The following is a 12,940-nucleotide window of genomic DNA, read 5'->3' as shown; positions in this document are numbered from 1 at the left end:
GCGTGGAAATGTTCCGCAAACTGCTGGACCAAGGTCAGGCAGGCGACAACGTTGGTCTGCTGCTGCGCGGCACCAAGCGTGAAGACGTGCAACGTGGTCAAGTTCTGGCAAAACCAGGCTCGATCAAGCCGCACAACCACTTCACCGGCGAGATCTACGTGCTGTCGAAAGATGAAGGCGGTCGTCACACCCCGTTCTTCAACAACTATCGTCCACAGTTCTACTTCCGTACGACTGACGTGACCGGTTCGATCGAACTGCCGGCGGACAAAGAAATGGTTATGCCAGGCGACAACGTGTCGATCACCGTCAAGCTGATCAACCCGATCGCGATGGAAGAAGGTCTGCGCTTCGCAATCCGCGAAGGTGGCCGTACCGTAGGCGCAGGCGTGGTTGCCAAGATCCTGGCCTAATAGGATGTGAGATTGCCACCCGGGTGTCCGGGTGGTATAATCCGGATCCTTTGTAGTTTTATGTAGGGGCGTAGCTCAATTGGCAGAGCGTCGGTCTCCAAAACCGAAGGTTGGGGGTTCGAGGCCCTCCGCCCCTGCCACCGAATCTGGTGCAGGGCACCGAAAGTAAAATATAAATGTCTAATCAATCCGTGCAGACCGTCAGCACGTCGAATGACAAGATTAAGGTTGCACTGGCAATTGTCGTTGCAATCGTGGGCGTGATAGGGTTTTACTACCTGTCGGACAAACCAGCTCTGGTACGCGCAGGCGCACTTGTGGCTGGTTTGGCTTTTGCCGTTTTGATCTTGTGGACTTCGTCGACTGGCCGTGATTTCCTGAATTTTGCCAAAGAAGCCGTCCGCGAGACGAAAAAGGTCGTCTGGCCGACCCGCCGCGAGGCGACCCAGATCACCGGCATCGTGTTTGCCTTTGTTCTGGTGATGGCAGTGTTCCTGTGGGGCACGGATAAGACTCTGGAATTCCTGTTGTACGACGTCATTCTGGGCATACGAAAATAATGAGCGAAAACGTGCAAGATGATGCGACCGGTGAAAATCCGGTCGAAGCCGCTCAAGACGCGGCGCCCGTCAGCGTACCAGTAAGCAACAAGCGCTGGTACGTTGTGCATGCGTACTCCGGCATGGAAAAAAGCGTGCAGCGCGCGCTGACCGAGCGCGTCGAACGCGCCGGCATGCAAGAACAGTTTGGCCAGATCCTGGTGCCGACCGAAGAAGTGGTCGAAGTGCGCAATGGCCAGAAATCGGTTACCGAGCGCCGTTTCTTCCCTGGCTACGTGCTGGTCGAGATGGAAATGACCGACGAAACCTGGCACCTGGTGAAAAACACCAGCAAGGTGACCGGCTTCATCGGCGGCAAATCGAACAAGCCGACCCCGATTCCCGCGCGCGAGATCGACAAGATCATGCAGCAGATGCAGGAAGGCGTCGAGAAGCCACGGCCGAAAGTGCTGTACGAAGTGGGCGAGCAAGTCCGCATCAAGGATGGCCCGTTCACCGATTTCAACGGCAATGTCGAGGAAGTCAACTACGAGAAATCGAAAGTGCGCGTCTCGGTCACCATCTTTGGCCGCGCGACGCCGGTGGAACTTGAGTTCGGCCAGGTCGAAAAAGTATAAGCAGCACCGTTCGCCAGAACGGGCGACGGTGTAAAAACCTCCGCAAATCTGGCGCAAGAGGAGCCCCGCCCTGCAGAACACGCATGGTGGGGCGCTACTACTCATATCCAAGATAGGAGCCATCATGGCAAAGAAAATCATTGGTTTTATCAAGCTGCAAGTGCCAGCTGGTAAAGCAAACCCATCCCCACCGATCGGTCCAGCTCTGGGTCAACGCGGTCTGAACATCATGGAATTCTGCAAAGCGTTCAACGCGCAGACCCAAGGTATGGAACCAGGCATGCCGATCCCGGTCGTGATCACCGCGTTCGCTGACAAGTCGTTCACCTTCGTGATGAAGACCCCGCCAGCAACCTTCCTGATCAAGAAGCACTCGGGCGTGCAAAAAGGTTCGCCGAAGCCACATACCGACAAAGTCGGTAAGCTGACCCGTGCGCAAGCTGAAGAAATCGCTAAATTGAAAACCCCTGATCTGACCGCTGCCGACCTGGATGCTGCTGTACGCACCATCGCTGGTTCCGCACGTTCGATGGGCATCACGGTGGAAGGTCTGTAATCATGGCAAAACTGTCCAAACGCGCACAAGCTATCAAAGCCAAAGTTGATAGCACCAAGAACTACTCGTTCGACAACGCTGTTGCTCTGATCAAAGAACTGGCCACCGCCAAGTTCAACGAATCGATCGACGTGTCGGTCCAGCTGGGTGTGGATCCTAAGAAATCGGACCAGGTTGTCCGCGGTTCCGTCGTGCTGCCAGCTGGCACCGGCAAAACCGTTCGCGTCGCTGTGTTCGCTTCGGGCGACAAGGCTGAGCAGGCGAAAGCCGCCGGCGCCGACGTCGTCGGTATGGAAGACTTGGCCGAGCGCGTCAAAGCCGGCGACATGCCTTTCGATATCGTCATCGCGTCGCCAGACACCATGCGTATCGTTGGTACCCTGGGTCAGATCCTGGGCCCACGCGGCCTGATGCCTAACCCGAAAGTGGGCACCGTGACCCCTGACGTCGCTACCGCCGTGAAAAACGCGAAAGCCGGTCAGGTTCAGTACCGTACCGACAAAGCCGGTATCATCCACGCAACGATCGGCCGCAAGTCGTTCGCTGACGCCGATCTGAAAACCAACCTGGTTGCCCTGATCGACGCGCTGAACAAAGCCAAGCCAGCATCGAGCAAAGGTGTGTACCTGCGCAAGGTTTCCCTGTCGTCGACCATGGGCGCTGGCGTCCGTGTTGACCAGGCTAGCCTGGCTGCCTAAGTTTTAAAGTATTAAGCCCTCATGCCGCAAGGTGTGGGGCAGTTCTTTGGGATGGCTGCTGTTTCGGCAGCAGCCGCAATCAAAGACCGTTGGGCCAGGTGCATCAGGCAGGCATCCGGTTAATTGAATGTTTCACCCAACGCAGATGGTGTTCCCGATCAAGTTTTGCAGTCCATTGGACTCCTAACCTCGGACGCCGTTGTTCGAACCGATGGCCGGCAATTCAGCCAGCCATCATTTAAGGAGATTGACCGTGGGTCTCAATCTGAATGACAAAAAGGCCGTCGTCGCCGAAGTTTCCGCAAAAGTAGCAACTGCGCAAACTATCGTCGTGGCCGAGTATCGTGGCATCCAGGTTGCTCACTTGACGCAACTCCGTGCCAAAGCGCGCGCTCAAGGCGTGTACCTGCGAGTGTTGAAAAACACCCTCGCACGTCGCTCCGTTGAAGGCACGCAATTTGCCGCCCTGGCAGACAGCATGACCGGTCCGCTGATCTACTCGATCTCGGACGATGCCGTTGCAGCAGCTAAAGTCATCAACGACTTCGCTAAAACCAACGACAAACTGGTCATCACTGCCGGTAACTACGCAGGCAAACAGCTGGATAAAGCAGCTGTTACCGCGTTGGCGAGCATTCCTAGCCGTGAAGTCCTCATCTCGCAGCTGTTGGGCGTTATGCTGGCTCCGGTATCGGGCTTTGCACGTGGTCTGGCTGCTCTGGCAGCGAAAAAATCCGAAGGCGCGCCTGCTGCTGAAGTTGCAGCAGAAGAAGCGCCAGCTGCCTAATTCCTTAGCGCAGCCGGGTTTTTTCTCAAGTAGCATTCTGATGTATTAACGAATCAAAAAATTATTGGAGTTTCAAATGGCAATTAGCAAAGACGACATCCTGAACGCAGTGAGCGAAATGTCCGTAATGGACCTGAACGAACTGGTCAAAGCTTTCGAAGAAAAATTCGGCGTTTCGGCCGCTGCAATGGCTGCTCCAGCAGCTGGCGGCGCAGCTGGCGGCGCAGCTGCTGCTGAAGAGCAAACCGAATTCAACCTGGTTCTGACCGAAGTCGGCGCGAACAAAGTTGGCGTGATTAAAGCAGTTCGCGAAATCACCGGTCTGGGCCTGAAAGAAGCCAAAGACGTGGTTGATGGCGCACCAAAAACCGTAAAAGAAGCTCTGTCGAAAGCTGACGCTGAAGCCGCTAAGAAAAAGCTGGAAGAAGCTGGCGCCAAGGCCGACCTGAAGTAATCAGTTGTACCGGCAGCTAACAGCTTACAGTTAGCGCCATGAGCCAAAGCAGCGGATGGTTCCTCTTGAAAAAGGGGAAATATCCGGCTTTGGCTCCTTTGTCGTCTGTGTCGTATTTGTAGCGTTTTACCGACGTTGCAGTTCCAATTGAATCAGCTGGAAATGGTAGAAGTTTCAGGTTTCGTCTGTGTGACAGACTGCCTAGCCACACAGGCTAAACCTGAAATTTTTTCCCTTTCTGTCACTCACGGAGTGTCCATGCACTACTCATTTACTGAGAAGAAACGCATTCGCAAATCATTCGCGAAGCGCGCCAACGTTCACAACGTTCCGTTCCTGCTGGCTACCCAGCTCGAGTCCTATCACAGCTTCTTGCAAGAAGACATCGCACCGTCGACGCGCAAGAACGATGGCCTGCAGTCGGCCTTTACCTCGATTTTCCCTATCGTTTCGCACAATGGCTTTGCGCGTCTCGAATTCCTGTCGTACGTGCTGGGCGATCCTGCCTTTGACGTCAAGGAATGCCAACTGCGTGGCCTGACGTTCGCGTCGCCGCTGCGCGCCAAGGTACGTCTGGTGATCCTGGACAAGGAATCGCCGACCAAGCCGGTCGTCAAAGAGATGAAGGAACAGGAAGTCTACATGGGCGAACTGCCCCTGATGACCTCCACCGGTTCGTTCGTCATCAATGGTACTGAGCGCGTTATCGTTTCGCAGCTGCATCGCTCCCCTGGCGTGTTCTTCGAGCACGACCGCGGCAAGACCCACTCGTCCGGCAAACTGCTGTTCTCGGCCCGTATCATTCCTTACCGCGGCTCGTGGCTGGACTTCGAGTTCGACCCGAAAGACATCCTGTACTTCCGCGTCGACCGCCGCCGCAAGATGCCAGTCAGCATCCTGCTGAAGGCCATCGGCATGACGCCGGAACAGATCCTGGCCAACTTCTTCGTGTTCGACAATTTCCACCTGCGCTCGGAAGGCGCGGAAATGGAATTCGTCGCCGAACGCCTGCGCGGCGAAGTCGCGCGCTTCGACATCGTCGATCCGAAGACCGGCAAGACCATCGTCATGAAAGACAAGCGTATCAATGCCAAGCATGTACGCGACATCGACGCTGCCGGCCTGAAACACATCTCGGTGCCCGAGGACTACCTGCTGGGCCGCGTGCTGGCCAAGAACATCGTCGACGGCGACACCGGCGAAGTCATCGCCAGCGCCAACGATGAGCTGACCGAAGACGTGCTGGGCCGCCTGCGCGACGCCAGCGTGACCGACATCCAGACCCTGTACACCAACGATCTGGACCAGGGCGGCTACATTTCGCAAACCCTGCGCATCGACGACACCGCCGACCAGATGGCCGCGCGTATCGCGATCTACCGCATGATGCGTCCTGGCGAACCGCCAACCGAAGACTCGGTCGAAGCGTTGTTCAACGGCCTGTTCTACAGCCCGGACCGCTACGACCTGTCGGCCGTGGGCCGCATGAAGTTCAACCGCCGCATCGGCCGTGACGAACTGACCGGCGCCATGACGCTGTCGAACGAAGACGTGCTGGCCGTGATCAAGATCCTGGTGGAACTGCGCAATGGCCGCGGCGAAGTCGACGATATCGATCACCTGGGCAACCGTCGCGTACGTTGCGTCGGCGAACTGGCCGAGAACCAGTTCCGCGCCGGCCTGGTGCGTGTTGAGCGCGCCGTCAAGGAGCGTCTGGGCCAGGCCGAAGCCGACAACCTGATGCCGCACGACCTGATCAACAGCAAGCCGATCTCGGCCGCGATCCGTGAGTTCTTCGGTTCGTCGCAGCTGTCGCAGTTCATGGACCAGACCAACCCGCTGTCGGAAATCACGCACAAACGCCGCGTTTCCGCCCTGGGCCCTGGCGGTCTGACCCGCGAGCGCGCCGGCTTCGAGGTGCGCGACGTGCACCCGACCCACTACGGCCGCGTGTGCCCGATCGAAACGCCGGAAGGCCCGAACATCGGCCTGATCAACTCGCTGGCACTGTATGCCCGCCTGAACGAATACGGCTTCCTGGAAACCCCGTACCGCAAGGTGGTGGACTCGAAGATCACCGACCAGATCGATTACCTGTCGGCGATCGAAGAAGGCCGCTACATCATTGCTCAGGCGAATGCCAAGATCAATGAAAGCGGTCAGCTGGTCGACGAACTGGTGTCGTCGCGCGAAGCCGGCGAGACCATCCTGGTGTCGCCGGAGCGCGTGCAGTACATGGACGTGGCCCCAGGCCAGATCGTTTCCGTGGCAGCGTCGCTGATTCCATTCCTGGAACACGATGATGCGAACCGTGCACTGATGGGCGCCAACATGCAGCGTCAGGCTGTGCCTTGCCTGCGTCCTGAAAAGGCGCTGGTCGGTACCGGTATCGAACGCACCGTGGCGGTCGACTCGGGCACCACCGTGCAGGCTGTGCGTGGCGGTATCGTCGATTACATCGATGCCGGCCGTGTGGTGATCCGCGTCAACGACGACGAAGCGCAAGCGGGCGAAGTCGGCGTGGACATCTACAACCTGATCAAGTACACCCGTTCGAACCAGAACACCAACATCAACCAGCGTCCTATCGTCAAGGTAGGCGACCGCGTGGCCAAGCGCGACGTGATCGCCGACGGCGCATCGACCGACCTGGGTGAATTGGCGCTGGGCCAGAACATGACCGTGGCCTTCATGCCATGGAATGGTCTGAACTTCGAGGATTCGATCCTGATCTCGGAAAACGTCGTCAAGGACGACCGTTACACCTCGATCCACATCGAAGAACTGAGCGTGGTGGCACGTGATACCAAACTGGGCGCGGAAGAAATCACCCGCGACATCTCGAACCTGGCTGAGAACCAGCTGGCCCGTCTGGATGAATCCGGTATCGTGTACATCGGCGCCGAAGTGCAGGCCGGCGACACGCTGGTCGGCAAGGTGACGCCGAAGGGCGAAACCCAGCTGACGCCGGAAGAGAAGCTGCTGCGCGCCATCTTCGGTGAAAAAGCATCGGACGTGAAAGACACCTCGCTGCGCGTGCCTTCGGGCATGGTCGGCACCGTGATCGACGTCCAGGTGTTCACCCGCGAAGGCATCGTGCGCGACAAACGCGCCCAGCAGATCATCGACGATGAACTGAAACGCTTCCGCCTGGACCTGAACGACCAGATGCGTATTGTGGAAGGCGATGCCTTCCAGCGTCTGGAAAAAATGCTGATTGGCCAGGTGGTCAACGGCGGTCCGAAGAAGCTGGCCAAAGGCGCCAAGATCACCAAGGAATACCTGGCCGATCTGGACAAGTACCACTGGTTCGACATCCGCCCTGCGGACGACACCGCTGCTACCGCGCTGGAAGCGATCAAGGAATCGATCAACGAGAAGCGTCACCAGTTCGATCTGGCCTTCGAAGAGAAGCGCAAGAAGCTGACCCAGGGCGACGAGCTGCAACCTGGCGTGCAGAAGATGGTCAAGGTTTACCTGGCCGTCAAACGCCGCCTGCAGTCGGGCGACAAGATGGCGGGCCGCCACGGTAACAAGGGTGTGGTCTCGCGTATCGTGCCGGTGGAAGACATGCCGTACATGGCCGACGGTACGCCGGCCGACGTGGTGCTGAACCCGCTGGGTGTGCCATCGCGGATGAACGTGGGTCAGATCCTGGAAACCCACCTGGGCTGGGCAGCGAAAGGCCTGGGTATCCGTATCGGCGAGATGCTGCAACAGCAGATCAAAGTCGAAGAGATGCGCAAGTACCTGACCACGGTCTACAACGAATCGGGTCGTCCGGAAGATCTGGACAACTTCGACGACGAAGAGATCATGAAGCTGGCGCACAACCTGAAAAAAGGTGTGCCGTTCGCAACGCCGGTGTTCGACGGTGCGCACGAGTCGGAAATCCGCCGCATGCTGGACCTGGCTTACCCTGACGACATCGCCACCAAACTGGGCATGACGCCGTCGAAGAATCAGGTCACCATGTACGACGGCCGTACCGGCGAAGCGTTCGAGCGCAAGGTCACCGTGGGCGTGATGCACATGCTGAAGCTGCACCACTTGGTCGATGACAAGATGCACGCGCGTTCGACCGGTCCATACTCGCTGGTGACGCAGCAGCCGCTGGGCGGTAAAGCCCAGTTCGGCGGCCAGCGCTTCGGTGAGATGGAGGTGTGGGCACTGGAAGCGTACGGCGCATCGTACGTGCTGCAAGAGATGTTGACTGTGAAGTCCGATGACGTGAATGGCCGTACCAAAGTGTACGAAAACCTCGTCAAGGGCGACCACGTGATCGATGCCGGCATGCCGGAATCGTTCAACGTGCTGGTGAAAGAGATCCGTTCCCTGGGTATCGATATCGACCTGGAACGCAACTAAGACACAAGCACCGCGCCACTGGGCAACCAGTGGCGCAATTTGAAGAATTCATCACTACCTGGAGTGATACATGAAAGCACTGCTCGATCTATTCAAGCAAGTACAGACGAACGAGACCTTTGACGCGATCAAGATCGGTCTCGCTTCGCCTGAAAAAATCCGTTCGTGGTCCTACGGCGAAGTCAAAAAGCCGGAAACCATCAACTACCGTACCTTCAAGCCTGAGCGCGATGGTCTGTTCTGCGCCAAGATCTTTGGCCCGATCAAGGACTACGAATGCCTGTGCGGCAAGTACAAGCGCCTGAAACACCGCGGCGTCATCTGCGAAAAATGCGGCGTCGAAGTCACGCTGGCCAAGGTGCGCCGTGAGCGCATGGGCCACATCGAACTGGCCTCGCCAACCGCGCACATCTGGTTCCTGAAATCGCTGCCGTCGCGTCTGGGTATGGTGCTGGACATGACCCTGCGCGACATCGAACGCGTGCTGTACTTCGAAGCATATGTCGTGACCGATCCAGGCATGACCCCGCTGAAGAAGTGCCAGATCATGTCGGAAGACGACTACGCCGCCAAGTACGAAGAGTACGGCGACGACTTCACCGCCTTCATGGGCGCCGAAGGTATCCGTGAACTGCTGCGCTCGATCGACATCCACCGCGATGCCGAGACCCTGCGCGTGGAACTGAAGGAATCGAAGTCCGAAGCCAAGATCAAAAAATACGCCAAGCGTCTGAAAGTGCTGGAAGCGTTCCAGCGTTCGGGCATCAAGCCTGAGTGGATGATCATGGAAGTGCTGCCGGTGCTGCCGCCGGAACTGCGTCCGCTGGTGCCACTGGACGGCGGCCGTTTCGCGACCTCGGATCTGAACGATCTGTATCGCCGCGTGATCAACCGTAACAACCGTCTGAAACGCCTGATGGAGCTGCGCGCTCCAGAGATCATCACGCGCAACGAAAAGCGCATGCTGCAAGAAGCAGTCGACTCGCTGCTGGACAACGGCCGTCGCGGCAAAGCGATGACCGGCGCCAACAAGCGTCCGCTGAAATCGCTGGCTGAGATGATCAAAGGTAAGGGCGGCCGCTTCCGTCAGAACTTGCTGGGTAAACGCGTCGACTACTCCGGCCGTTCGGTCATCGTGGTGGGTCCACAGCTGAAACTGCACCAGTGCGGTCTGCCGAAGCTGATGGCGCTGGAACTGTTCAAGCCGTTCATCTTCAACAAGCTGGAACTGATGGGTCTGGCTACGACCATCAAGGCAGCGAAGAAACTGGTTGAGATTCAAGAACCAGTGGTCTGGGACATCCTGGAAGACGTGATCCGCGAACACCCGATCATGCTGAACCGTGCACCAACCCTGCACCGTCTGGGCATCCAGGCTTTCGAGCCGGTCCTGATCGAAGGTAAAGCGATCCAGCTGCACCCACTCGTTTGCGCGGCATTCAATGCCGACTTCGACGGTGACCAGATGGCAGTCCACGTGCCGCTGTCGATCGAAGCACAGATGGAAGCCCGCACCCTGATGCTGGCTTCGAACAACATCCTGTTCCCATCGAACGGCGAACCGTCGATCGTTCCTTCGCAGGATATCGTGCTGGGTCTGTACTACGCGACCCGCGAAGCGATCAATGCAAAGAACGAAGGCATGCTGTTCCCGGACGTGTCGGAAGTCATCCGTGCCTACGACAACAAGGAAGTGGAACTGACCACCCGTATCACCGTACGTATCGTTGAGAATCCAAAAGATCCAGCGACGGGCGAATTCGTTCGCACCGTGACCCGTTACGAAACCACGGTGGGCCGCGCCATCCTGTCGGAAATCCTGCCGAAAGGTCTGCCTTTCTCGGTGCTGAACCGCGCGCTGAAAAAGAAAGAAATTTCCAAGCTGATCAACACCTCGTTCCGTAAGTGCGGTCTGCGCGCTACCGTGGTGTTTGCCGACCAGCTGATGCAGTCGGGCTTCCGCCTGGCAACCCGCGCCGGTATTTCGATCTGCGTGGACGACATGCTGGTACCGCCACAAAAAGTCACCCTGATTTCGACCGCCGAGTCGGAAGTCAAACAGATCGAGCAGCAGTACGCTTCGGGTCTGGTGACCGCTGGCGAGCGTTACAACAAAGTGGTCGACATCTGGGGCAAGACTTCCGACGAAGTCGGCAAGGCCATGATGGACCAGCTGAAAGTGGAAGACGTCATCAAGCGTGACGGCACCAAGTCGACCCAGGAATCGTTCAACGCGATTTACATGATGGCCGACTCGGGCGCGCGTGGTTCGGCAGCCCAGATTCGCCAGCTGGCGGGTATGCGTGGTCTGATGGCGAAACCGGACGGTTCGATTATCGAAACGCCGATTACCGCGAACTTCCGCGAAGGTCTGAACGTGTTGCAGTACTTCATCTCGACCCACGGCGCTCGTAAAGGTCTGGCGGATACGGCACTGAAAACGGCAAACTCGGGTTACCTGACCCGTCGTCTGGTCGACGTGACCCAGGATCTGGTGGTCATCGAAGACGATTGCGGCACCAGCAACGGTACCGTGATGAAGGCGATGGTTGAAGGCGGTGAAGTGATCGAAGCCCTGCGCGACCGTATCCTCGGCCGCGTGGCAGGCACCGACATCGTCAACCCTGAGACCCAGGCGACCCTGTACGAAGCCGGCACGCTGCTGGACGAAGACATGGTGGAAGAGATCGAACGCGTCGGCATCGACGAAGTGAAGGTCCGTACCCCGCTGACTTGCGACACCCGCTTCGGCCTGTGCGCCAAGTGCTACGGCCGCGACCTGGGCCGCGGCCTGCTGGTCAACGCCGGTGAAGCCGTCGGTGTGGTGGCAGCGCAGTCGATCGGTGAGCCGGGTACCCAGCTGACCATGCGTACCTTCCACATCGGTGGTGCGGCATCGCGTGCAGCAGTGGCGTCGTCGGTTGAAGCCAAGTCGAACGGTGTGATTCGTTTCACCTCGACCATGCGTTATGTGACCAACGGCAAGGGCGCGCAAATCGTCATTTCCCGTTCGGGCGAAGTACTGATCACCGACGACCACGGCCGTGAGCGCGAGCGTCACAAGGTGCCGTACGGCGCGACCCTGATCGTCAAGGATGGTCTGACCGTCAAGGCTGGCACCGCCCTGGCGACCTGGGATCCGCTGACCCGTCCGATCATTACCGAGTACGCCGGTACGGTGCGTTTCGAGAACGTCGAAGAAGGCGTGACCGTAGCCCGTCAGGTGGACGAAGTGACCGGTCTGGCCACCCTGGTGGTGATCGATGCCAAGCGTCGTGGTTCGCTGACCAAGACCCTGCGTCCACAGGTGAAACTGCTGAACGAAGACGGCAACGAAGTGAAGATCGCCGGCACCGAACACGCCGTGGCGATCGGCTTCCAGGTTGGCGCGCTGATCATGGTGAAAGACGGCCAGGCGGTATCGGTGGGTGAAGTGCTGGCACGTATCCCGACCGAATCGCAGAAAACCCGTGACATTACCGGTGGTCTGCCGCGCGTTGCCGAGCTGTTCGAAGCACGTTCGCCAAAAGACGCCGGCATGCTGGCGGAAGTGACCGGTACGGTGGCCTTCGGTAAAGAAACCAAAGGTAAGCAGCGTCTGGAAATTACCGACATGGACGGTAACAAGCACGAGTTCCTGATTACCAAGGATAAACAAGTGCTGGTCCACGACGGCCAGGTGGTAAATAAAGGCGAGATGATTGTCGACGGCCCGGCCGATCCACAAGATATTCTGCGTCTGCTGGGTATTGAAGCGCTGGCCCGTTATATCGTTGACGAAGTGCAGGACGTTTATCGTCTGCAAGGCGTGAAGATTAACGACAAGCACATTGAAGTCATTGTGCGTCAGATGCTGCGTCGTGTTCAGATCGTGAATGCCGGCGACACCAACTACATCGTTGGCGAGCAGGTTGAGCGTTCGGAACTGCTGGATGAAAACGATCGTGTGAATGCAGAGAATAAGATCCCTGCAACTTACGAAAACGTTCTGCTGGGTATTACCAAGGCATCGCTGTCGACCGATTCGTTCATCTCGGCCGCATCGTTCCAGGAAACTACCCGCGTTCTGACCGAAGCCGCGATCATGGGCAAACGCGATGGTCTGCGTGGTCTGAAAGAGAACGTCATCGTGGGTCGTCTGATCCCAGGCGGTACCGGTCTGGCCTTCCATCGCGCTCGCAAAGAGAAAGAGCAGTGGGAAGTCGAAGAGCGTCAAGCTCTGCTGGCAGCCGAAAAAGCCGCCATGTCCGGCGGCGACGTGGAAGCCATCGAATCGGTGGCCCCGCACAGCGACGAAGCGTAATCTTCAAGCACCAAAAAAAACGGCACCTTCGGGTGCCGTTTTTTTTCGTCAAACCGGGGTCAGTTCTGCCAATCGCACACGGGCTCAGCTATAGCGAACGTTATAGCTGAGCCCGTGTGCGATTGGCAGAACTGACCCCGGTTTTTACATGCCAGACTGTAGTGGGTTCGTGCTAAGATTTGGC

At 57.9% G+C, this 12,940-nt stretch carries 9 protein-coding genes and 1 tRNA gene; all 10 read left to right on the top strand.

Annotated elements, in window-relative coordinates; translation table 11 throughout:
• The coding region (locus GJ698_RS29045; RefSeq protein WP_229260213.1) for an EF-Tu C-terminal domain-related protein at positions 1–413 on the top strand (413 nt) is incomplete at its 5' end.
• Positions 414–477: 64 nt separating this feature from the next.
• A tRNA-Trp gene (locus GJ698_RS29040) sits at positions 478–553 on the top strand.
• Between the two features lie 36 nt (positions 554–589).
• On the top strand, positions 590–973 hold the full coding sequence (gene secE, locus GJ698_RS29035; RefSeq protein ID WP_154361338.1) for a preprotein translocase subunit SecE: 384 nt from the start codon (positions 590–592) through the stop codon (positions 971–973).
• Positions 973–1,590 carry a transcription termination/antitermination protein NusG gene (gene nusG / locus GJ698_RS29030; RefSeq protein WP_154361337.1) on the top strand — a complete coding sequence of 206 codons (618 nt, stop codon included), beginning with the start codon at positions 973–975 and terminating at the stop codon, positions 1,588–1,590. The genes secE and nusG overlap by 1 nt, the downstream gene beginning before the upstream one ends.
• A 124-nt stretch (positions 1,591–1,714) precedes the next feature.
• Positions 1,715–2,146, top strand: a complete 432-nt coding sequence (gene rplK / locus GJ698_RS29025) for a 50S ribosomal protein L11 (protein WP_154361336.1) — start codon at positions 1,715–1,717, stop codon at positions 2,144–2,146.
• A 2-nt stretch (positions 2,147–2,148) separates the two neighbouring features.
• Positions 2,149–2,844, top strand: coding sequence for a 50S ribosomal protein L1 (rplA, locus tag GJ698_RS29020; RefSeq protein WP_154361335.1), 696 nt, complete (start codon positions 2,149–2,151; stop codon positions 2,842–2,844).
• 253 nt (positions 2,845–3,097) lie between these two features.
• Entirely contained in the window at positions 3,098–3,631 is a 534-nt protein-coding gene (gene rplJ / locus GJ698_RS29015) for a 50S ribosomal protein L10 (RefSeq protein WP_166455007.1), read from the top strand.
• A gap of 76 nt (positions 3,632–3,707) precedes the next feature.
• Positions 3,708–4,085 (top strand): 50S ribosomal protein L7/L12, encoded by a 378-nt coding sequence (gene rplL, locus GJ698_RS29010; protein ID WP_072789264.1) that lies wholly within the window; start codon positions 3,708–3,710, stop codon positions 4,083–4,085.
• A gap of 258 nt (positions 4,086–4,343) precedes the next feature.
• On the top strand, positions 4,344–8,453 hold the full coding sequence (gene rpoB, locus GJ698_RS29005) for a DNA-directed RNA polymerase subunit beta (protein ID WP_154361334.1): 4,110 nt from the start codon (positions 4,344–4,346) through the stop codon (positions 8,451–8,453).
• 70 nt (positions 8,454–8,523) lie between these two features.
• Positions 8,524–12,756: a DNA-directed RNA polymerase subunit beta' gene (gene rpoC / locus GJ698_RS29000; RefSeq protein ID WP_154361333.1), complete on the top strand. Its 4,233-nt coding sequence runs from the start codon at positions 8,524–8,526 to the stop codon at positions 12,754–12,756.
• Positions 12,757–12,940 lie beyond the last annotated feature (184 nt).

This window comes from Duganella aquatilis (genome assembly GCF_009674565.1).
Taxonomy (GTDB): domain Bacteria; phylum Pseudomonadota; class Gammaproteobacteria; order Burkholderiales; family Burkholderiaceae_D; genus Rugamonas; species Rugamonas aquatilis.
The sequence above is the reverse complement of the archived record's forward strand: the minus strand, read 5'-3'. Positions and strand labels throughout refer to the sequence as shown.

Bases quoted from the DNA above. Each gene is read 5' to 3' on its own strand.
- secE (WP_154361338.1), top strand. From the start codon at position 590: ATGTCTAATCAATCCGTGCAGACCGTCAGCACGTCGAATGACAAGATT.
- nusG (WP_154361337.1), top strand. From the start codon at position 973: ATGAGCGAAAACGTGCAAGATGATGCGACCGGTGAAAATCCGGTCGAA.
- rplK (WP_154361336.1), top strand. From the start codon at position 1,715: ATGGCAAAGAAAATCATTGGTTTTATCAAGCTGCAAGTGCCAGCTGGT.
- rplA (WP_154361335.1), top strand. From the start codon at position 2,149: ATGGCAAAACTGTCCAAACGCGCACAAGCTATCAAAGCCAAAGTTGAT.
- rplL (WP_072789264.1), top strand. From the start codon at position 3,708: ATGGCAATTAGCAAAGACGACATCCTGAACGCAGTGAGCGAAATGTCC.
- rpoB (WP_154361334.1), top strand. From the start codon at position 4,344: ATGCACTACTCATTTACTGAGAAGAAACGCATTCGCAAATCATTCGCG.
- rpoC (WP_154361333.1), top strand. From the start codon at position 8,524: ATGAAAGCACTGCTCGATCTATTCAAGCAAGTACAGACGAACGAGACC.